Origin of the sequence: Halomonas shengliensis, from assembly GCF_900104135.1 — a bacterium.
In the GTDB taxonomy this organism is placed as follows: Bacteria; Pseudomonadota; Gammaproteobacteria; order Pseudomonadales; family Halomonadaceae; genus Halomonas; species Halomonas shengliensis.
In genome coordinates this window covers 217,254-238,330 of sequence record NZ_FNIV01000005.1, presented here as the reverse complement: position 1 = coordinate 238,330, position 21,077 = coordinate 217,254, and the positions used below count along the sequence as shown (strand labels likewise).

General features: G+C 68.1%; 20 protein-coding genes. 8 read left to right on the top strand and 12 right to left on the bottom strand.

The window, feature by feature from the left end:
• Nucleotides 1-220 precede the first annotated feature (220 nt).
• The 4 genes from asd to leuC form a co-directional block, all read right to left on the bottom strand.
• Nucleotides 221-1,333: an aspartate-semialdehyde dehydrogenase gene (gene asd / locus BLP95_RS09745; RefSeq protein ID WP_089678660.1), complete on the bottom strand. Its 1,113-nt coding sequence runs from the start codon at nt 1,331-1,333 to the stop codon at nt 221-223.
• Nucleotides 1,334-1,438: 105 nt separating this feature from the next.
• Nucleotides 1,439-2,518 carry a 3-isopropylmalate dehydrogenase gene (gene leuB / locus BLP95_RS09740; RefSeq protein ID WP_089678659.1) on the bottom strand — a complete coding sequence of 360 codons (1,080 nt, stop codon included), beginning with the start codon at nt 2,516-2,518 and terminating at the stop codon, nt 1,439-1,441.
• A 173-nt stretch (nt 2,519-2,691) separates the two neighbouring features.
• Nucleotides 2,692-3,345 carry a 3-isopropylmalate dehydratase small subunit gene (gene leuD, locus BLP95_RS09735; RefSeq protein WP_089678657.1) on the bottom strand — a complete coding sequence of 218 codons (654 nt, stop codon included), beginning with the start codon at nt 3,343-3,345 and terminating at the stop codon, nt 2,692-2,694.
• Nucleotides 3,346-3,347: 2 nt separating this feature from the next.
• Entirely contained in the window at nt 3,348-4,799 is a 1,452-nt protein-coding gene (gene leuC / locus BLP95_RS09730; RefSeq protein ID WP_089678655.1) for a 3-isopropylmalate dehydratase large subunit, read from the bottom strand.
• Nucleotides 4,800-5,098: 299 nt separating this feature from the next.
• Here leuC and BLP95_RS09725 point away from each other — a divergent pair, with 299 nt between their 5' ends.
• Both BLP95_RS09725 and BLP95_RS09720 read left to right on the top strand, forming a co-directional pair.
• Nucleotides 5,099-6,004 (top strand): LysR family transcriptional regulator, encoded by a 906-nt coding sequence (locus tag BLP95_RS09725; RefSeq protein ID WP_089678652.1) that lies wholly within the window; start codon nt 5,099-5,101, stop codon nt 6,002-6,004.
• A gap of 31 nt (nt 6,005-6,035) precedes the next feature.
• Nucleotides 6,036-7,364, top strand: coding sequence for a hypothetical protein (locus BLP95_RS09720; RefSeq protein WP_245678727.1), 1,329 nt, complete (start codon nt 6,036-6,038; stop codon nt 7,362-7,364).
• A gap of 67 nt (nt 7,365-7,431) precedes the next feature.
• Here BLP95_RS09720 and BLP95_RS09715 read toward each other — a convergent pair whose 3' ends face one another.
• A complete protein-coding gene (locus BLP95_RS09715) occupies nt 7,432-7,947 on the bottom strand; it encodes a zinc ribbon-containing protein (protein WP_089678650.1) in 516 nt (171 codons plus the stop codon).
• 209 nt (nt 7,948-8,156) lie between these two features.
• Between BLP95_RS09715 and leuS the strand changes: the two genes are divergently transcribed.
• The 6 genes from leuS (at nt 8,157) to BLP95_RS09685 (ending at nt 14,274) form a co-directional block, all read left to right on the top strand.
• On the top strand, nt 8,157-10,739 hold the full coding sequence (gene leuS / locus BLP95_RS09710) for a leucine--tRNA ligase (protein ID WP_089678648.1): 2,583 nt from the start codon (nt 8,157-8,159) through the stop codon (nt 10,737-10,739).
• A gap of 25 nt (nt 10,740-10,764) precedes the next feature.
• A complete protein-coding gene (locus BLP95_RS09705) occupies nt 10,765-11,250 on the top strand; it encodes an LPS-assembly lipoprotein LptE (RefSeq protein ID WP_089678646.1) in 486 nt (161 codons plus the stop codon).
• Between the two features lie 3 nt (nt 11,251-11,253).
• The gene (holA, locus tag BLP95_RS09700) at nt 11,254-12,312 is read left to right on the top strand and encodes a DNA polymerase III subunit delta (protein WP_089678644.1); all 1,059 of its coding nucleotides are present in this window, start codon (nt 11,254-11,256) and stop codon (nt 12,310-12,312) included.
• Between the two features lie 151 nt (nt 12,313-12,463).
• Nucleotides 12,464-12,856, top strand: coding sequence for a PA2779 family protein (locus tag BLP95_RS09695; RefSeq protein ID WP_089678798.1), 393 nt, complete (start codon nt 12,464-12,466; stop codon nt 12,854-12,856).
• Between the two features lie 78 nt (nt 12,857-12,934).
• Nucleotides 12,935-13,843 carry a PA2778 family cysteine peptidase gene (locus tag BLP95_RS09690; RefSeq protein WP_245678726.1) on the top strand — a complete coding sequence of 303 codons (909 nt, stop codon included), beginning with the start codon at nt 12,935-12,937 and terminating at the stop codon, nt 13,841-13,843.
• A complete protein-coding gene (locus tag BLP95_RS09685; protein ID WP_089678640.1) occupies nt 13,840-14,274 on the top strand; it encodes a DUF488 domain-containing protein in 435 nt (144 codons plus the stop codon). The genes BLP95_RS09690 and BLP95_RS09685 overlap by 4 nt, the downstream gene beginning before the upstream one ends.
• Before the next feature lie 80 nt (nt 14,275-14,354).
• Here BLP95_RS09685 and nqrM read toward each other — a convergent pair whose 3' ends face one another.
• The 7 genes from nqrM to BLP95_RS09650 form a co-directional block, all read right to left on the bottom strand.
• Nucleotides 14,355-14,609, bottom strand: a complete 255-nt coding sequence (gene nqrM / locus BLP95_RS09680; protein ID WP_023007208.1) for a (Na+)-NQR maturation NqrM — start codon at nt 14,607-14,609, stop codon at nt 14,355-14,357.
• Nucleotides 14,610-14,788: 179 nt separating this feature from the next.
• Entirely contained in the window at nt 14,789-16,021 is a 1,233-nt protein-coding gene (gene nqrF / locus BLP95_RS09675) for an NADH:ubiquinone reductase (Na(+)-transporting) subunit F (RefSeq protein ID WP_089678637.1), read from the bottom strand.
• A 68-nt stretch (nt 16,022-16,089) separates the two neighbouring features.
• A complete protein-coding gene (gene nqrE / locus BLP95_RS09670; protein WP_089678635.1) occupies nt 16,090-16,707 on the bottom strand; it encodes an NADH:ubiquinone reductase (Na(+)-transporting) subunit E in 618 nt (205 codons plus the stop codon).
• A gap of 1 nt (nt 16,708) precedes the next feature.
• Nucleotides 16,709-17,377 carry an NADH:ubiquinone reductase (Na(+)-transporting) subunit D gene (locus tag BLP95_RS09665; protein WP_089678633.1) on the bottom strand — a complete coding sequence of 223 codons (669 nt, stop codon included), beginning with the start codon at nt 17,375-17,377 and terminating at the stop codon, nt 16,709-16,711.
• Nucleotides 17,378-17,379: 2 nt separating this feature from the next.
• A complete protein-coding gene (locus tag BLP95_RS09660; protein ID WP_089678631.1) occupies nt 17,380-18,198 on the bottom strand; it encodes a Na(+)-translocating NADH-quinone reductase subunit C in 819 nt (272 codons plus the stop codon).
• Complete coding sequence (locus tag BLP95_RS09655) at nt 18,198-19,424, bottom strand: NADH:ubiquinone reductase (Na(+)-transporting) subunit B (RefSeq protein ID WP_089678630.1); 1,227 nt, start codon at nt 19,422-19,424, stop codon at nt 18,198-18,200. Before BLP95_RS09655 ends, BLP95_RS09660 begins: the two co-directional genes overlap by 1 nt.
• Nucleotides 19,424-20,773 carry a Na(+)-translocating NADH-quinone reductase subunit A gene (locus tag BLP95_RS09650; protein ID WP_089678628.1) on the bottom strand — a complete coding sequence of 450 codons (1,350 nt, stop codon included), beginning with the start codon at nt 20,771-20,773 and terminating at the stop codon, nt 19,424-19,426. Before BLP95_RS09650 ends, BLP95_RS09655 begins: the two co-directional genes overlap by 1 nt.
• Between the last annotated feature and the right edge of the window lie 304 nt (nt 20,774-21,077).

Below are 21,077 nucleotides of genomic sequence, written 5' to 3'. Positions count from 1 at the left end.
CGTCGCGTCGGCCGAGGCGGTGCCGTTATGTCATCTTCTTCTTACCGCCTATGTATCATAAATCCGATTCCGCTGCGCTCAGAGGCGTCATGCCGGATCTCCTGACATTCAACGTAAGCCATTGATCCAGAGCAAGCGAATCGGCGACGGAGGCCCCAACGCAAGGCGGGGCGCCTCCCAGGGGAGGCGCCCCGCCGCAACGGCCCGGCGTTCCCGCCGATTACTGCTGCTTGAGGATCGCGATCATGCGCTTGAGCGGCTCGGCGGCCCCCCAAAGCAGCTGGTCGCCGACGCTGAAGGCGGAGAGGTACTCGCCGCCCATGGCCAGCTTGCGCAGGCGACCCACCGGCACGCTGAGGGTACCGGTCGCCGCCGCCGGGGTGAGGTCGGCGATGGTGGCCTCCTTCTCGTTGGGGATCACCTTGACCCAGTCGTTGTGCTTGGCCAGACGGTCCTCGATCTCGTCGATGGGGACGTCCTTCTTCAGCTTGATGGTGAAGGCCTGGCTGTGGGAGCGCATGGCGCCGATGCGTACGCAGAGGCCATCGATGGGGATCGGGTTGTCCTGGAGGCCGAGGATCTTGTTGGTCTCCACGCTGCCCTTCCACTCCTCGCGGCTCTGGCCGTTGTCGAGCTTGGTGTCGATCCACGGCAGCAGGCTGCCGGCCAGGGGGGCACCGAAGTTGTCGGTGGGAAACTCGCCCGAGCGCATCGCCGCGGTGACCTTGCGGTCGATGTCGAGGATGGCGCTGGCGGGATCGGCCAGCTCATCGGCCACGCTGTCGCGCAGGCCGCCCATCTGGTTGAGCAGCTCGCGCATGTGCTTGGCGCCGGAGCCGGAGGCGGCCTGGTAGGTCATGGAGGTCATCCACTCGATCAGGTCCGCCTCGAACAGGCCGCCCAGGCCCATCAGCATCAGGCTGACGGTGCAGTTGCCACCGACGAAGGTCTTCGCCCCTCGGGCCAGCTGGGCATCGATGACGTGGCGGTTGACCGGGTCCAGGATGATGGTGGCGTCATCCTCCATGCGCAGGGTGCTGGCGGCGTCGATCCAGTAGCCCTTCCAGCCCGCCTGGCGCAGGTCGCCATAGACCTTCTTGGTGTAGTCGCCACCCTGGCAGGTGACGATGACATCCAGCGCCTTGAGGGCCTCGAGGTCGAAGGCATCCTTGAGCGGAGGCACGTCCACACCCACGTCGGGACCCGCCTGGCCGACCTGGGAGGTGGTGAAGAAGACCGGCTCGATGCCCTTGAAGTCATCCTCTTCCACCATGCGCTGCATCAGCACCGAACCGACCATGCCGCGCCAACCGACGAAACCGACTTTCAACATGTGAAGTCCTCCAGAAATCGAATGTGAGCCCTATTATACAGAAACCGGGCCCGCCACGCAGGCGAGCCCGGAAACCGCTTTCCCATCAACCAGTTGGGAGTACCGTCAGAGCGCCTCGAAGGCGGCCAGCACGGCGTCGCCCATCTCGCGGGTGGAGACGGTGCGCGTGCCCTCGGAGGCAATATCGGCGGTTCTCAGGCCGTCGTCCAGCACCTTGCCCACCGCCTCCTCGATCTGCCGGGCCAGGGCCGGGGCGTCGAAGGAGTAGCGCAGCATCATCGCCACCGAGAGGATGGTGGCAAGCGGGTTGGCGACGTTCTGCCCGGCGATGTCCGGGGCGCTGCCATGGCAGGGCTCGTACATGCCCTGACCGCTCTCGTTGAGCGAGGCGGAGGGCAGCATGCCGATGGAGCCGGTGAGCATGGCCGCGGCGTCGGAGAGGATGTCGCCGAACATGTTGCCGGTGACCACCACGTCGAACTGCTTGGGCGCGCGAACCAGCTGCATGGCGGCGTTGTCGACGTACATGTGGGAGAGCTCGACGTCCGGGTACTCCGGCGCCAGGCGCTCCATCACCTCGCGCCACAGGATGGTCACCTCCAGCACGTTGGCCTTGTCCACGGAGCAGAGCTTCTTGCCACGCTTCTGCGCCATCTCGAAGGCGACGCGGCCGATGCGCTCGATCTCGCTCTCGGAGTAGACGTAGGTGTTGAAGCCGACCCGCTGGCCGTCGCGCTCCTCGATGCCGCGCGGCTGGCCGAAGTAGATGCCGCCGGTGAGCTCGCGCACGATCATGATGTCGAGGCCGGCCACCAGCTCGCGCTTGAGGCTCGAGGCCTCGGCCAGCTGCGGGTAGGTGATCGCCGGGCGCAGGTTGCCGAACAGGCCCAGCTGCTTGCGCACGCCGAGCAGCCCCTTCTCCGGGCGCTTGGCAAGGTCCTCGATCCTGTCCCACTTGGGACCACCCACCGCACCCAGCAGGATGCCGCGGGCGGCCTTGGCCTTCTCCAGGGTCTCGGCAGGCAGCGGCTCGCCGTGCACATCGTAGGCGGCGCCGCCCAGCAGCCCCTCCTCGACCTCGACATCGAGACCGCGGGCCTGGCAGGCCGCCAGGATGCGGCTGGCCTGGGCGGTGATCTCGGGACCGATGCCATCACCCGGCAGTACCAGTATCTTCTGCGTCATTGCTTCTTCCTTGTATTGCCACCCCATGGTCGGGGCTTTCCCGGCGACAAGCCTGCGAGGAGGCGCTGTGAATACTTCCCTGTACGCTACCGACGCCATCCCTGGCGTAGGACCTCCTCTTCGGCTTGTCCCCGGCGCCCCTCGCCATGGCAAGGGCAGCCAGATCTAAGTCATCAGGCCTGGGCGCTATCGCGGAACAACCAGGGCCGCGCCGCACGGTGCTTGGCCTCGAAGGCGCGAATGGCGTCCTCGTCCTGCAGGGTGATGCCGATATCGTCGAGCCCCTCGAGCAGGCAGTGCTTGCGGAAGGGATCCACCGCGAACTCGATGACCTCACCCGAGGGCGTGGTGATGCGCTGGTTCTCCAGGTCCACGTCCAGAGAATACCCCTCGCTGGCCGCCACCTCCTGGAACAGGCGATCGACGGTCTCCTCGGGCAGGGGCACCAGCAGCAGACCATTCTTGAAGGCGTTGTTGTAGAAGATGTCGGCGAAGCTCGGGGCGATCACCACCCGGAAGCCGAAGTCCTCCAGCGCCCAGGGAGCGTGTTCCCGGGAGCTGCCGCAGCCGAAGTTGCGCCGCGCCAGCAGCACGCTGGCGCCCTGGTAGCGCGGCTGGTTGAGCACGAAGTCGGGATTCAGCGGCCGCTTGGAGCAGTCCTGGCCCGGGTAGCCCTCGTCCAGGTAGCGCAGCTCGTCGAACAGGTTGACGCCGAAGCCGGTGCGCTTGATCGACTTCAGGAACTGCTTGGGGATGATCAGGTCGGTGTCGACGTTGGCCCGGTCGAGGGGGGCGACGAGGCCGTCGATGCGTTCGAACTTCTTCATGGTCAGGCCTCCTGCGCCTGGGCGTCGTCGTTGGCAGCCAGCTGGCGGACATCCACGAAGTGGCCGGCGATGGCGGCGGCGGCGGCCATCGCCGGGCTCACCAGATGGGTACGCCCACCGTAGCCCTGGCGACCCTCGAAGTTGCGGTTGGAGGTGGAGGCACAGTGCTCGCCGGCGCCGAGCTTGTCGGCGTTCATGGCCAGGCACATGGAGCAGCCCGGCTCGCGCCACTCGAAGCCCGCCTCGATGAACACCTTGTCGAGCCCCTCAGCCTCGGCCTGGCGCTTCACCAGGCCCGAGCCTGGCACCACCATGGCCAGCTTGATGGAGTCGGCCACCTTCTTGCCGCGGGCCACCTTGGCCGCCTCGCGCAAGTCCTCGATGCGCGAGTTGGTGCAGGAGCCGATGAAGACCTTGTCGAGGCGGATGTCGGTGATCTTCTGCCTGGGGGCCAGCCCCATGTACTGGAGGGCACGGGTATAGCCGTTGCGCACGGTGTCGTCATCCTGCTCGGCGGGGTCTGGCACCTCGCCGGAGACGCCGGTGACCATCTCGGGGCTGGTGCCCCAGCTCACCTGGGGCTCGATCTCGGCGGCGTCCAGGGTCACCACCTTGTCGAAGTCGGCGTCGGCGTCGGAGACCAGGTTGCGCCAGTCGGCCACCGCGGCCTCCCACTGCTCGCCCGTCGGGGCGTAGTGGCGGTCGCGCAGGTAGTCGATGGTGGTGTCGTCCACGGCGATCAGGCCGACACGGGCGCCGGCCTCGATGGCCATGTTGCATACCGTCATGCGGCCCTCCATGGAGAGGCCCTGGATGGCGCTGCCGGCGAACTCGATGGCGTAGCCGGTGCCGCCGGCGGTGCCGATGCGGCCGATGATGGCCAGCACCACGTCCTTGGCGGTGACGCCGGTGCCGAGCTCGCCCTCGACGCGCACCTGCATGTTCTTCATCTTCTGGGCCAGCAGGCACTGGGTGGCCAGCACGTGCTCCACCTCGGAGGTGCCGATGCCGTGGGCCAGAGCCGCGAAGGCGCCATGGGTGGCGGTGTGGGAATCGCCACAGACCACGGTCATGCCCGGCAGGGTCGCGCCCTGCTCGGGGCCCACCACGTGGACGATGCCCTGGCGCGGGTCGTTGATCTTGAACTCCTCGATGCCGAACTCGACGCAGTTGTCGTCGAGGGTCTGCACCTGGATCAGCGACACCGGGTCCTTGATCCCGGCGTTACCCTCGGCGCGCTCCTTCACGGTGGTGGGCACGTTGTGGTCCGGGGTCGCCAGGTTGGCGTCCAGGCGCCACGGCTTGCGGCCCGCCAGGCGCAGCCCCTCGAAGGCCTGGGGCGAGGTCACCTCGTGGAGCAGCTGACGGTCGATGTAGATCAGCGCGGTGCCGTCGTCGCGCTCCTTGACGAGGTGCTGCGACCACAGCTTGTCGTAGAGTGTCTGGCCTGCCATTGCATTCTCCCGGGCCCTGGGCCCTGCCTGTCATGTGCGGTCTTGGGGTTGCGCCACCGACGCGGCTTTCCCGGCGGCAGACCTCCAAGGAGGCGCTGTGAATACATCCCTGTACGCTACCGATGCCATCCCTGGCATAGGACCTCCTTTGCGGTCTGCCGCCGGCGCCGCTTCTGCGGAACACATCACGAAGTGCTCATCATGGGCGCGATGGCAGCAGTTTCCCGCCCCTCGCCCATAAAATCAATTCATGTTATTTATGGATTGCATTCCATATAAGAATCCAAAAGGGAGGCGACATGGATACCCAGAGCCTGCAGGCCTTCCTGGCGGTGGCGGAGAGCGGCAGCTTCTCCCGGGCGGCGGAGCAGCTGCACCTCACCCAGCCGGCGGTGAGCAAGCGCATCGCCGCCCTCGAGAGCCAGATCGACGCCCGGCTGTTCGATCGCATCGGCCGGCGGGTTGGGCTGACCGAGGCCGGCCGCGTGCTGCTGCCCCGGGCGCGCCAGATCCTGGTGATGGTGGACGACAGCCGCCGCGCCCTGAGCAACCTCGAGGGCAGCGTGGCGGGCAGCCTGACGCTGGCCACCAGCCACCATATCGGCTTGCACCGCCTGCCCCCGCTGCTGCGGCGCTACACCCGGGAGCACCCCGAGGTGCGCCTGGACCTGCACTTCCTCGACTCCGAGGAGGCCTACCAGGGGGTGCTGGACGGGGCGCTGGAGATGGCGGTGGTGACCCTGGCACCCCACCCCGACCCGCAGCTGCTGGCGGTGCCGGTATGGATCGACCGCCTCTGCTTCGTGTGCGCCCCCGACCATCCGCTGGCCCGGCGTGGCCGGCTGGCGCTCGCCGAGCTGTGCGCCTTCGATGCCGTGCTGCCGGGGCCGCTGACCTTCACCCGCGGGCTGATCGAGTCGCGCTTCGCCGCGGCGGGGCTGCGCCTGCCGGTGGCGCTCTCCACCAACTACCTGGAGACGCTGAAGATGATGACCGCCATCGGCCTGGGCTGGAGCCTGCTGCCGGAACGCCTGGTGGCGGGCGAGCTGCATGAGCTTGCCATCGACCACCCGCCGATCCACCGCCCGCTCGGCTATCTGGTACACCGCAGCCGCACCCTCTCCAACGCGGCGCGGGCGATGCTCGAGGCGCTGGAGGCAGCGCGCGAGCCCGCGGCGAAGGCAGCGCCGGGGGATGTTGGTTAGACTGCTTATTTCCCCACCAGGAGGCCGCCCCTTGCCCACCCCGGACGCCACCCCGACACCCCTGCGCCATGCCCTCGCCGGCCCCCTGATCCTGGCCGGCCTGGGGCTGCAGGTGCTGCGGCTGGCGGGGCTGCCGGTGGCGCTGCCCGCGGTGAGCCTGGCCTTCTGGCTGGCCACCCTGCTGCTGTGGCCGGACCTGCGCCGCGGCAACCGTCGCCAGGCGACGCTGCTGGCGGGACTGGGGCTCGGGCTGCTGCTCGTCGCCGCCCTGGCCTTCGATGCCGAGATCGCCTGGGCCCACCTGCTGGACAACAACAGCTACGTGGTGGCCATGCTGGTGGGGGTGAGCTTCATCGGCCTGATCGGCACTCGCCGCGGGCACGCCCCGCCGCCAGGCAGCGCGATCACCGGCCGGCGCGGCACCGCCGGCACCTGGCTGGGGGTTCACCTGCTGGGGGCGATCCTCAACCTCTCCACGGTGTTCATGGTGGGCGACCGCCTGCGCCGCCATGGCGAGCTCTCGCTGCCCCAGCTGCTGACCCTCAACCGCGGCCTCTCCAGCGCCGCGCTGTGGTCGCCCTTCTTCGCCTCCATGGGGGTGGTGATGACCCTGGCGCCGGAGATGGACTACACCCGCATCCTGCTCATCGGCCTGCCGCTGGGCCTCGCCGCCGGCACCCTGTCGCTTCAGGATCTGTCGCGACGCTTCGACCTCGACGCCGTGCCCGGCTACTCGCTGTCGCCGAGGAGCCTGCTGATGCCGGTGGGCATGGCCGCGCTGGTGCTGGGGTTCCATTACGGCCTGACACCGGGACTCTCCATCGTCGGCATCATTACCTTCCTGATGCCCGGCGTGGCGCTGGCCAGCAACCTGCGTCACGGCCCGCGCTGGACCCTGCGACGGGTGCGCGCCCACGCCCTGGAACGGCTGCCGGCGATGCGCGGCGAGATCTCGCTGTTCCTGTGCGCCGGCCTGCTGACCCTGGGGCTCTCCACCTTCATCGACGCCGCCACCGGCGGGCAGTGGCGGCTGTTCGGGCATTTCGGTGCCCCCCAGGCGGCGCTGAGCTTCCTGGCCATCGTCGCCAGCGCCATCGCCGGGCTGCATCCCATCATCGGGGTCTCGGTGCTCGCCTCGATGCTGGAGCTTGCCGGCGACCGCCAGACCCTGTTCGCCTTCGTCGCCCTGGCCGCCTGGGCGGTGGGCACCAGCGTCGGCCCGCTCTCCGGCATCAACCTCTCGCTGCAGGGGCGCTACGGCATCGGCGGCGGACGCATGATGCGCCACAACCTGGGCTATGCCGCGATGCTCTCCACGCTGGTGGTGGCCGGCATCGTGCTGCTGGATGCCTGGCTCTGAAAGGAACAAGGGGGCAAGGGTCAAGGCGCTCCTTGTTCCTTGATGCCTTGTTCCTTGCCCCTGGTCACTACTGCGACACCCGCCGGAAGTAACGGTGGCCGCAGCGGTGGCAGGGCTCGATGCGGGTCAGCTCGGGCAGCTCCACCTCCGCGTCGCAGTGCACGCAGGCCAGGCGGCCGGGCACCGCCATTTCGCCCTCGGTATAGTCGGCGCGGGCCGCCTCGAGATCCTCCTCGAAGCGCTCGCGTTCCACCACGCTGCGGTCGGCGATGGAGAGCAGCGACTCGCTGACCTTGCGCGACAGCGCCGAGAGGTCGATGCCCAGCCAGGCCGCCACTCCCTCGCCACCGGCGCTCAGGTAGCGCCGCATGTCCTTGAGGTCGCGCTCCACCCAGGCGCGCAGCAGGGCCAGCTCGTCCTTGGTGAACTCCTCCAGCTCCGACTCGAACTCCACCGCCTCGTCGAGCTCCTTCTGCAGGTTGTCCCAGGTGAGCTCATTGGCCCCCTCGCGCAGCCTGTCGAGCACGCGCTCGTAGCCCTCGCGCAGCCGGTGCTCCTCGTGTTCCTTGTGCGACTCGCTCATGCTGCCTCCTCGTCCGTTCGATGGGCGGCGGGGCCAGGCGTAGCCGGGTGCCGCCGTGCTGGGGTATCCTCTGCCTACCATTTAGACGACTTCCTGCCGGCAGTTCAACGCCTTGTCGCCCGCATGCGCAGGCCCCTTGACGCCGGACAAGCCATTCCGGCGCGCGCCCGGCCGCGACGCCTCGACCCCCAAGGTACCCGTTGACAGCGATGGACGCACAGTACAAGCCCCAAGAGATCGAACGCGACGCCCAGCAGTTCTGGGAGAAGAACCAGTGCTTCAAGGCGGTGGAGGACGCCAGCCGCGAGAAGTTCTACTGCCTGTCGATGTTCCCCTACCCCAGCGGCAAGCTGCACATGGGGCACGTGCGCAACTACACCATCGGCGACGTGGTCTCCCGCTACCAGCGCATGCAGGGCCGCAACGTGCTGCAGCCCATGGGCTGGGACGCCTTCGGCATGCCGGCCGAGAACGCCGCCATCCAAAACCGGGTGCCGCCCGCCGAGTGGACCTACGCCAACATCGACTACATGCGTCACCAGCTCAAGGCGCTGGGCTTCGCCTACGACTGGAGCCGCGAGTTCGCCACCTGCGACGTCGACTACTACCGCTGGGAGCAGTGGTTCTTCGCCAAACTGGTGGAGAAGGGGCTGGTCTACAAGAAGATGTCCACGGTCAACTGGGACCCGGTGGACCAGACGGTGCTCGCCAACGAGCAGGTGATCGACGGCCGCGGCTGGCGCTCCGGCGCCCTGGTGGAGCGCAAGGAGATCCCGCTGTGGTTCCTGCGCATCACCGACTACGCCGAGGAGCTGCTTGCCGACCTCGAGCGCATCGAGTGGCCCGAGCAGGTCAAGACCATGCAGCGCAACTGGATCGGCAAGTCGCGCGGCGTGGAGCTGACCTTCGACATCAAGGACGCCGACGGCGGCGCCGCCGAGCCGCTCTCGGTCTACACCACCCGCCCCGACACCCTGATGGGGGTCACCTACGTAGCGGTGGCCGCCGACCACCCGCTGGCCCGGCAGGCCGCCGAAGGCAACGCCGAGCTGGCCGCCTTCCGCGAGGAGTGCGCCCAGGGCGGCACCTCGGAGGCGGAGCTCGCCACCCGCGAGAAGAAGGGCATGCCTACCGGCCATGTGGCGGTGCACCCGCTCACCGGGCGTGAGGTGCCGGTCTACGTCGCCAACTTCGTGCTGATGGAGTTCGGCACCGGCGCCGTCATGGCGGTGCCGGCCCACGACCAGCGCGACTGGGAGTTCGCCACCAAGTACGGCCTGCCCATCGAGCCGGTGATCGCCGACGCCAGCGGCCAGGCCCCGGACCTCTCCGCCGGCGCCTTCGACGAGCACGGCACCCTGATCCACTCCGGCGAGTTCGACGGCCTCGAGTTCGAGGCGGCCTTCGATGCCATCGCGGCGAAGCTGGCCGAGCAGGGCCGCGGCGAGGTCAAGACCAACTACCGCCTGCGCGACTGGGGCGTGGCCCGGCAGCGCTACTGGGGCGCGCCGATCCCGGTCAAGTACGGCCCCGAGGGCCAGACCGTGCCGCTCTCCGACGCGGAGCTGCCGGTGGCGCTGCCCATGGAGGTCACCGTGGATGCCACCGGCTCGCCCCTCAAGCGCATGCCGGAGTTCTATGACCTTGGCGATGGCTGGATGCGCGAGACCGACACCTTCGACACCTTCATGGAGTCCTCCTGGTACTTCGCCCGCTTCTGCTGCGCCGACAACCCCGAGGCGATGCTCGACGAGCGGGCCAACCACTGGCTGCCGGTGGACCTCTACATTGGTGGCATCGAGCACGCCATCCTGCACCTGCTCTACGCGCGCTTCTTCACCAAGCTGATGCGCGACCTCGGCCTGGTCGAGGTGGACGAGCCCTTCCAGCGCCTGCTCACCCAGGGCATGGTGATCGCCGAGACCTTCTACCGGGAGCTGCCCAACGGCGCCAAGCAGTGGTTCAACCCCGCCGACGTCGAGGTCAAGCGCGACGACAAGGGCCGCCCGGTGAGCGCCGTGCTGATCGAGGATGGCCAACCGGTGACGATGGGCGGCATCGAGAAGATGTCGAAGTCCAAGAACAACGGCGTCGACCCCCAGTCGATGATCGACCGCTTCGGCGCCGATACCGTGCGCCTGTTCATGATGTTCGCCGCCCCGCCGGAGCAGTCCCTGGAGTGGTCCGACGCCGGCGTCGAGGGCGCCCACCGCTTCCTCAAGCGCCTGTGGCGCCTGGTCGGCGACCATCTGGCCGCCGGCGAGCCCGCCGTGCTGGAGCGCGAGGCGCTCACCGAGCCCCAGCGCGAGCTGCGCCGCAAGACCCACGAGACCATCAGGAAGGCCGGCGACGACATCGGCCGACGCACCACCTTCAACACCGCCATCGCCGCGGTGATGGAGCTGACCAATGCCCTGGGCCGCTTCGACGACGCCTCGCCCCAGGGACTGGCGGTGGCACGCGAGGCGGTGGAGGCCTGCGTGCTGCTGCTCGCCCCCATCACCCCCCACGCCTGCCACGCCCTGTGGGCGGCGCTGGGCCACGCCGAACCGGTGATCGACGCCCGCTGGCCCGCGGTGGACGAGTCCGCCCTGGCCCGGGACACCATCGAGCTGGTAGTGCAGGTCAACGGCAAGTTGCGGGCACGCATCGAGGTCGAGGCGGACGCCGACAAGGCGACCATCGAGGCCCAGGCCTTCGCGGCCGAGAACGTGCAGCGCCACACTGAGGGCAAGACGGTGCGCAAGGTGATCGTGGTGCCCGGCAAGCTGGTCAACATCGTGGTGGGCTGAGCCCTGCCGGCCAAGGAGAGCCAAGATGCAACGGCGTGACTTCCTGCGCTTCACCCTGGCCGGCACCGCCGGCCTCACCCTCGCCGGCTGTGGCTTTCGCCTGCGCGGCCTCGACGCTGCCAGCCCCCCGCTGGCCGAGGTCCGCCTCGCCGGCCCCGACAGCGACCTGGCACGCCGGCTTCGCCACCGCCTGGAGGCCGCCGGCACCCGGGTCCACGAGGGCGCCGCGCTGACGCTGAACCTCGGCGAACCGGCGTTCGAGAACCGTCGGCTGAGCGTGCTCGACTCGGGGCCGCGGGACGAGGAACTGAGCCTCGCCGTCCCCTACTCGGTGCAACGCGACGACGGCGCCTACCTGCTCGACCAGCAGCGCCTCACCGTGAGCCGTCGCGACAGCGTGGACGATGGCGACCTGCTCAATCGCGATACCCGCCGCGAGGAGAGCCGCGACGAGCTGCTCGATGAGGCCGCCGAGCGCCTCCTCGACCGCCTGCGCGCGCTGGGACGCTAGCCGGTGAAGGTCTTTCCCGACAAGCTTCCCGAGACGCTGGCCAGGAAGCTGCCCCCGGTGGTGGTCGTGGCCGGCGAGGAGCCGCTACAGCACATGGAGGCCTGCGATGCCGTGCGCGCCGCGGCACGCGAGCGTGGCATCGAGGAGCGCGAGATCCTCCATGTGGAGGGCAACTTCGCCTGGGGCCGGCTGCACGAGGCCGCCGCCAGCCTGTCGCTGTTCGCCAGCGCCCGGCTGATCGAGCTGCGCCTGGGCGGCAGCAACCTCGGCCAGGAGGGCGCCAAGGCGCTCAAGGCCTACGCCGACGGCATCCGGGAGCGCGACGACGTGCTGCTGCTGGCAATGGGCAAGCTCGACTTCCGCCAGCAGAAGAGCGCCTGGTTCCAGGCCCTCGACAAGGCCGGCCTGTTCGTGCCGGTGTGGCCGGTGGACCTCTCGCGGCTGGGGTTCTGGCTGCGCGACCGGGCGAGCCGCCACGGCCTCAACCTCGATCTCGACGCCGCGCGCCTGCTGGGCGAGCGCACCGAGGGCAACCTGCTGGCCGCCGACCAGGAGCTGCAGAAGCTTGCCCTGCTGCTGCCCCAGGGGGCCCGGGTCACGCCACGCGAGGTGGCCGGCGGCGTGGAGGACAGCGCCCGCTTCGATGTCTTCACCCTGGTGGACGCCTGCCTGAAGGGCGAGCGCTCCCGGGTCTCGCGGATCATGGCGGGCCTCGCCGGCGAGGGCGTGGAGCCGCCCATCGTGCTGTGGGCGCTGACCCGGGAGCTGCGCACCCTGCTCTCGCTGCACCAGCACCTCGACCAGGGGCAGAGCTTCGACCACGCCTGCAAGGCCCAGAAGCCGTCGATCTTCGAGAAGCGCCGCCCCGCCTACCAGCAGGCCATCTCCCGCCTGCCGGTGAAGCGGCTGCACAAGCTGCTGCTCTTCGCCCAGCGCCTCGACCTGGCGATCAAAGGGGCCGCCGCCCTGCCGGTGCAGGATGGCCTGCATGACCTGGCACTGACGCTGGCCGGCGGCCGCGGCCTGCTCGCCGAGCTGCCCGCCTCCTACCGCATTGGCTGATGGCTGCGTTGAGGGCAAGGGCATGAAATCGCACGCCCTTTCGTCCTATACTGGGCATGACTCAGCGCGACGCCACACCATTCGCCGGGATGCGATGCGTGGATCATCAAGGAGCCGGAAGCCCACTCGAAGAAGAAGGAACATCGACATGATCAAACCACTCCGCCGTACCCTCAGCCTGCTGCTGATCGCCGCCCTGGTGCTGGGCAGCCTGCCCGTGGCCGCCGCCCCCGCGCCGGCCGACGGCATGGTGACCACCCAGGACGCCCTGGCCGCCGAGCGCGCCCAGGGGGATCGCGAACGCATCCATGCCGTGCTGGCACGTGAGGATGTCCGCGAGCAGCTGGTCGCCCAGGGGGTCGATCCCGCCGAGGTGGAGGCCCGCGTCGCGGCCCTCTCCGACGCCGAGGCCGCCCAGATGGCCGACCGGCTCGACGAGATGCCCGCCGGGGCCAGCGTGGTCGGCGCCCTCTTCGCCGTCTTCGTGATCCTGCTGGTCACCGATATCCTCGGCCTGACCAACGTCTACCCCTTCACTCGCTGATCGGGGGTGACCATGACCGACTGCCCGAAACGGCAGCGGCCCCCCACCAGGAACGCCCGCCTCGCGGGCGTTCTTGCGTTGGGACTGGCCCTGCTGCTGCTCGCCGGCTGCGCCAGCGCGCCCCGGCTGGACGAGAGTACCCGCCAGGCGGTGGCGCCGCGGGTGCTGCTCGACGAGGTCCCCTTCCACGGCCAGCGCGACTACCAGTGCGGCCCGGCATCGCTGGCCATGGTGCTGCAGCACGACGGCGTCGCCACCGACGTCGACGCCCTGATCCCCCAGGTCTTCACCCCGGGCCGCGAGGGCAGCGTGCAGCCGGAGATGCTCGCCACGGTGCGCCGCCACGACCGCATCCCCTTCGTGATCGAGGGCCGGCTGGACACCCTGCTGCGCGAGCTCGACGCCGGCCATCCGGTGGTGGTGATGCAGAACCTCTCGTTGCCCGCCTGGCCGGTGTGGCACTACGCCGTGGCCATCGGCTACGACCTGGGCGCCGAGCAGATGATCCTGCACAGCGGCATGGAGCCCGCGCGCGTCGAAGCCTTCCGCCCCTTCGACGCCACCTGGGCGCGCAGCGGGCGCTGGGCCTTCGTCGCCTTGTCGCCGGGGGAGCTGCCGGCCACCATCGATGCCGAGGCGGCCCTGCAGGCCATCGGTGACTTCGAGGCGGCGCGCGGCGCCGCGGCGGCGCTGCCCGCCTGGGAGGCCCTGGCCGGCCGTTTCCCCGCCCATGCCATGGTCCAGTTCGCCCTGGGCAATGCCCGCCATGCCCAGGGTGACGGCGAGGGCGCCATCGCCGCCTACCGCGCCGCGGTGAGCGCCGACGACCGGCTGGCGCCGGCCTGGCTCAACCTGGGCCTGGCCCTGGCAGGCGCAGGACGGCGTGACGAGGCCCAGGATGCCCTGTCGCGGGCGGCGGCGCTGCCGGGCCGCTGGCAGGCGCGCAGCCGCGAGGCCCTCGAGCGCCTCGAGGAGGAGCCACGATGAGCTATCGCATCGCGATCAAGGCGATCGGCCAGCCCCCCGAGCCGGAGGATGGCAGCCGGGTGCTGGTCGACCGGCTGTGGCCGCGCGGCCGCTCCCGTGAAGCACTGGCATTAGACGACTGGTATCGCGACGCCTCGCCGAGCCCGACGCTGCATCGCCAGCTTCGCCAGGGCGAGATCAGCGCCGGCGTCTTCACCGTGCGTTACCGCGGTGAGCTGCGTGACCATCCCGAGCGGCTGGTGCCGCTGATGCGCCTGGTGCGCCGCGGGCCGCTCACCCTGCTGACCGCCGCGCGCGACCCCGCGGCCTCCCCGCTTCCCATCCTGCGCGAACGCCTGCTGTTCGCGCTGCGCGAGGAGGACGCCGCGGACCTGGAGCCGGCCTCGCCGCCCTGCTTCGTTCATGAGCTGCGCGACGACCCGGACGCCTGAACCCAGGCGCGTCAGACCCTGACGACACGGCCCCCGTCGGCGATTGCCGGCGGGGGCCGTGGCGTGACGCAGGGACGCGGCTAGCGCCGGGTGGCGTCATACCCCAGATCGGCGCCGCGGGCCTCGTCGCTGCGGCGACGGGCGCTGCCGGCCTTGCGGTTCTCCTCCTCGCACACCTCGTCCTTGCCGCCGCAGATCTCGCAGCCATCCTTGAGGCCGAGCTGGTTGAGGCCGCCGCAGGAGCCGGCGATGGGCTTGCGCCCCATGATCACGCCGACCGCCATGGCGGCCATGATCAGTAGCATGAAGGCGAAGGCGATAAGCCAGATAGTCATCAGGATCTCTCCTTGGGTAGCGGCCCCGGCCGGGGCGACGTCCCGGTTGCGTCTCTCGATCAGGCTGCCCTGTCCACTGCAGACAGTGCAGGACGGCGCGTGTTCCGATCAGGCAGCGACGGATACAGGGAGGGCCGACCCCCGGGGCCGGCCCTCCGCGTCGCCAGTCGGCGAGGAGATCATCCGCCGAAGTCGTCCAGCAGGATGTTCTCCGGCTCCACCCCGAGATCGAGCAGCATCTTGATCACCGAGGCGTTCATCATGGGCGGCCCGCACATGTAGTACTCGCAGTCCTCCGGTGCCGGATGGTCCTTGAGGTACATGTCGTAGAGGACGTTGTGGATGAAGCCGGTGGGGCCATCCCAGTTGTCCTCGGGCTGCGGGTCGGAGAGCGCCAGGTGCCACTCGAAGTTGTCGTGCTCCTCGGCCAGCTTGTCGTACTCCTCGTTGTAGAAGGTCTCGCGCCAGGAGCGCGCACCGTACCAGAAGGAGATCTTGCGCTTGGTGTCGAGGCGCTTGAGCTGGTCGAAGATGTGGCTGCGCATCGGCGCCATGCCGGCACCGCCGCCGACGAAGACCATCTCGGCGTCGGTGTCCTTGGCGAAGAACTCGCCGAAGGGCCCCATCACCGTGACCCTGTCGCCGGGCTTGAGGCTGAAGACGTAGGTCGACATCAGGCCGGGCGGGTGGTTGGTGTTGGGCGGCGGCGTGGCGATACGGATGTTGAACTTGAGGATGCCCTTCTCTTCCGGGTAGTTCGCCATGGAGTAGGCGCGGATGACCTCCTCATCGTTCTTGTGGGAGATGTTGAACAGGCCGAACTTCTCCCAGTCGCCGCGATACTCCTCCTCGATGTCGAAGTCCTTGAAGGAGATATCGTAGGGCGGCGCCACCAGCTGCACGTAGCCACCGGCGCGGAAGGCCACTTCCTCGCCCTCGGGGAGCTTGAGGTTGAGCTCCTTGATGAAGGTGGCGACGTTGGGGTTCTCGATGACCTCGCACTCCCACTTCTTGACGCCGAAGACCTCCTCGGGGACCTCGATCCGCATGTCCTGCTTCACCGGGACCTGGCACGAGAGGCGCCAGCCGTCCTTCTTCTCGCGCAGGGTGAAGTGGGACTCCTCGGTGGGCAGGATGGCGCCACCGCCCTCCTCCACGCGGCACTTGCACTGGGCGCAGGAGCCGCCGCCGCCGCAGGCGGAGGAGAGGAAGATGCCATTGGCGGCCAGGGTGTTGAGCAGCTTGCCGCCGGCCTGGGTGGTGATGGTGTTGTCGGGATCACCGTTGATCTCGATCTGCACGTCGCCGGTGCTGACCAGCCGGCTGCGGGCGGCCAGGATGATCGCCACCAGGCCGATGACGACCACGGTGAACATGACCACGCCGAGCAGGATAAGGGAAATATCAACCATGTCGGTTTCCTATTGCTTGCGTTGCCTGGTACCCGGCGCCACGCGGCGCCGGGCAGGAAGCGTCTGCCTCAAAGCTGGATGCCGGAGAAGGACATGAAGCCCAGCGACATCAGGCCCACGGTGATGAAGGTGATGCCCAGCCCCTGCAGGGAGGCCGGCACGTCGCTGTACTTGAGCTTCTCGCGGATACCCGCCAGCGCGGTGATGGCGAGCGCCCAGCCGACCCCGGACCCGAAGCCGTAGACCACCGACTCGCCGAAGTTGTAGTTACGCTCGACCATGAACAGCACGCCACCCAGGATGGCGCAGTTCACGGTGATCAGCGGCAGGAACACGCCCAGCGCGTTGTAGAGCGCCGGCACGTACTTGTCGAGGAACATCTCCAGGATCTGCACCAGCGCGGCGATGACGCCGATATAGCTGAGCAGGCCCAGGAAGGAGAGGTCGATGTTCTCGGCGCCGCTGATGCCGGTCCAGGAGAGCGCCCCCTCCGCCAGCAGGAAGCTGTAGACCAGGTTGTTGACCGGCACGGAGATGGAGAGCACCACGATCACCGCGATGCCCAGGCCGAAGGCCGCAGAGACCTTCTTGGACACGGCGATGAAGGTGCACATGCCGAGGAAGAATGCCAGGGCCAGGTTCTCGACGAAGACCGAGGCTACGAACAGGCTCAGATAGTGTTCCATGTTACACGGCCTCCTTCGGTTCGGTGTTGGCCTTCATCCTGAATTCGTTCTCCTCGACCTGCTCCGGGTTCAGGCTGCGCAGCACCCAGATGATCATGCCGATGATGAAGAACGCCGAGGGCGGCAGCAGCAGCAGGCCGTTGGGCACGTACCAGCCGCCGTCCTGTACCGGCTGCAGCACGGTGAAGCCGAACACGCTGCCGGAGCCGAACAGCTCGCGGAAGAAGCCCACCGTCATCAGGATGAAGCCGTAACCCAGGCCGTTGCCGATGCCGTCCAGAAAGGAGAGCTTCGGGCCGTTCTGCATGGCGAAGCCTTCGGCGCGCCCCATCACGATGCAGTTGGTGATGATCAGGCCGACGAACACCGAGAGCTGCTTGGACATCTCATAGGCATAGGCCTTGAGGATCTGGTCCACCACAATCACCAGCGAGGCGATGATGGTCATCTGCACGATGATGCGGATGGACGACGGGATGTGGTGACGGATCAGCGACACGAACAGGTTCGAGAAGGCCGTCACGAAGATCACCGCGATCGTCATCACCAGCGACACGCTCATGCTGGTGGTGACCGCCAGGGCCGAGCAGATGCCCAGCACCTGGAGCGCGATGGGATTGTTCTTGAAGACAGGCGTCGTCAGGACGCCCTTTGGAGTTGCTTCCGCCATGATCAGGCTCCTTCCGCTTCGAGTTCGACGTCGGCGTCCTGGGCCGCCTCCTGGCTCACGCCGGCGCGGAACTTGGCCAGGTAGTCACCGAAGCCTTCCGGGCTCAGCCAGAACTGCAGCATGTTGGTGACGCCGTTGCTGGTCAGGGTCGCCCCGGAGAGCGCATCGATCTCGTTCTCGCCGCTGGCGCCGCCCTTGGTCAGGTGGATCGCCGGCTCAAGCGATTCCGCCTCGCCGTAGATCTCCTTGCCATCCCACTGGGCCTGCCAGCGCGGGTTGTTGACCTCGGCGCCCAGCCCCGGGGTCTCGGCGTGCTCGTAGTAGGTGATGCCGACGATGGTGTTGCCGTCGCCCTCCACGGCGAGGAAGCCGCGCATCAGGCCCCACAGGCCCTGGCCGCGGATCGGCAGGATGATCTGCTCGGGATCCTCGGGGTCGCCCACCAGGTAGACGGTAGCGAAGTTCTCGACGCGGGTCAGGCCGGCGGGATCCTTCTCCCCCGACAGCGTGCGCGAGGCCGCGGGATCGCGGCGCGCCTCGAAGCCGTCCCAGGTCGCCGGGTCATGCTCCTCGGAGTACTCGCCGGTGCGCATGTCCACCACTCGCGGTGTGACCGCCGAGGCGAAGGTGTCGTTCACATCCATCCCGGGCTCGTAGAGGTTGGCCACGTTGAGGATGTTGGTCTTGCGATCCAGCTCCTGGTTGAACTGCTGCTTGGAGCGCAGCCCCACGGCGGCGGTGGAGACGATGACCGAACACACGATGCAGAGTGCGAACGCCACCGTCAGGATCTTCTTGATGGAGTTGTTGCTCTGTGCCATCAGGCGGTCTCCTCGGCCGGTACACCGACGCGCTGCTTGCGCCGCTTGATGTTGGCCTGAACAAAGAAGTTGTCGATGAGCGGCGCGAACAGGTTGGCGAACAGGATCGCCAGCATGATGCCCTCGGGGAAGGCCGGGTTCACGACGCGGATCAGCACGGTCATCACGCCGATCAGGGCGCCGAAGATCAGCCGGCCCTGGTTGGTCATGGAGGCGGAGACCGGATCGGTGGCCATGAACACCATGCCGAAGGCGAAGCCGCCCAGCACCAGGTGCCAGTACCAGGACATGGCGAACATCGGGTTGGAGTCGGAGCCCACCAGGTTGAACAGCGCGCTGGTGGCCACCATGCCCAGGAAGACACCCAGCATGATCCGCCAGGAGGCGATCTTGGTCCACAGCAGCACCGCGGCACCGATCAGGATCGCCAGGGTCGAGGTCTCACCCACCGAGCCGGGGATGAAGCCCAGGAAGGCGTCCCACCAGCTGTACTGCTCGGTCAGCGCGGCCATGCCGTCCTGGAAGGCGATGGAGAGCGCGGTGGCCCCGGTATAACCGTCGGCCGCCACCCATACCGCGTCACCCGAGATCTGTGCCGGGTAGGCGAAGTAGAGGAAGGCACGGCCGGTCAGCGCCGGGTTGAGGAAGTTCTTGCCGGTGCCGCCGAAGATCTCCTTGCCGATCACCACGCCGAAGGTGATGCCGAGGGCCACCTGCCACAGCGGGATGGTGGCGGGGAGGATCAGGGCGTAGAGCACCGAGGTGACGAAGAAGCCCTCGTTGACCTCGTGGCCACGCTTGATGGCGAACAGCACCTCCCAGAAGCCGCCCACCACGAAGGTCACCAGGTAGATCGGCAGGAAGTAGGTGGCGCCGAGCACGAAGTTGGCCCACAGGCTGTCCGGATTGTGGCCGGAGGCCAGCACCATCATGATCGCCTCGCGCCAGCCCGCCATGGAGCCGTAGCCCTCGGCGATGGCCACGTTGGCCTGCCAGCCGGCGTTCCACATGCCGAAGAACATCGCCGGGAAGGTGCACATCCAGACGGTGATCATGATGCGCTTGAGGTCGACCCCGTCACGCACGTGGGCAGTGGTCTTGGCCACGCTGGGCGGCGCATAGAAGATGGTGTCCACCGCCTCGAAGAGCGGATAGAACTTCTCGTACTTGCCGCCCTTGTGGAAGTGCGGCTCGAGATTGTCGAGTGTCTGTCGAATACCCATCATCAGGCCTCTTTCTCGATCGTGGTGAGGTTGTCACGCAGGATGGGACCGTACTCGTACTTGCCGGGGCACACGTAGGTGCACAGCGCCAGGTCCTCCTCATCCAGCTCCAGACAGCCGAGATCCATGGCGGTCTCGATGTCACCCACGATCAGCGAGCGCAGCAGCTGGGTGGGCAGGATGTCCAGCGGCATCACCTCCTCGTAGGCGCCCACCGGCACCATGGCGCGCTCGGAGCCGTTGGTGGAGGTGGTCGGGGCGTAGTCCTTGAGGCCGGTGATCTTCGACAGGTAGATGCCGAGCACCGAGTGACGGTTCTTGCCCGGGGAGAGCCAGCCCATGAAGGCACGCTTGTTGCCCTCCTCGAGCAGGCTGACCTGGTTGTGGAAGCGGCCCAGGTAGCGCAGGCTGCCCTCGCAGGCGAAGCCGGAGAAGACCGAGCCCGAGATCACGCGGGTGTCGTCCGGCTCGACCACCTCGCCGGCGAGCAGCTCCTCGGTGCTGGCGCCCACGCGGGTGCGCAGCAGGCGCGGCTTCTCGGCGCGGGGGCCGCCCACGGCGATGACGCGATCCATGTCCAGCTTGCCCTCCACGAAGAGCTTGCCGAAGGCGATGACGTCCTGGTAGCCGATGTGCCAGACACGCTTGTGCAGGGCGACGGGCGAGAGATGATGGATATGGGTGCCCACCAGGCCGGCGGGGTGCGGGCCGGCGAAGGTCTGGGCCTGGACGCCGTCGATGTTGCCACCGGTGATGCTGCTGTCCGGGCCGCTGCACAGGAAGACCTTGCCCTCGGTGAGGCGGGTCAGCACCTTGAGGCCATCCTCGAAGGCCTGGGGCTGCTCGTTGATCACCTTGGCGGGATCGCCGGCCAGCGGATGGGTATCGATGGCGGTGACGAAGATATCGGCGGGCACGCTGTCGATGGCCGGGGTGCGCGAGTAGGGCCGGGTGCGCAGTGCCGTCCACAGCCCCGACTCGACCAGCTGGTCGACCACCACCTGGCGCTCGAGGCCGGCCAGCTTGTCGCGGCCATGGGCGGTGAACTCGACGGCCTCCTCATTCTCGGCGACCTTGATCACCACCGAGAGCAGGCGACGCTTCTCGCCGCGGTTGATGGCCACCACCTCGCCGGCGGCCGGTGCCGTGAAGCGCACGCCGTCGATCTTCTTGTCGGTGAACAGCAGCTGGCCAAGCTTGACGGTATCTCCTTCCTTGACCTCCATGGTCGGCTTCATGCCGACGTAGTCGGTGCCCAGGACCGCCACGTGGCGCACGGGCCGCGCATCCTCGATGCGCTGCTCGGGCGCTCCCGTGATGGGGAGATCCAGGCCTTTCTTGACTTCGATCATAGTCTCGCCCAGTTGATGGATCGGATAAAGAGGAAAAGGGGCCAGAGACACGCCCTGCCCACCCGAAAAATCCACCGTATTATAAAGACCCGGCAGAGGGATGACTACCTGAGCGAAGGTCGCAAGGGGAGGCCCGAGGCAAGGGAAAGATTGTCGCAGGGGGGGGACGGCCAAGCGGCCACAGCAGGGAAGCGATACAAGGTGCCAAAGTAAAAAGTAGCAAGCGGCGATGTGCCACTTGCTACTTTAGCCTTTCTACTCAAGCCGTCACGCGATCCTTAGCGCTTGGCGGCACGTCCCTGGC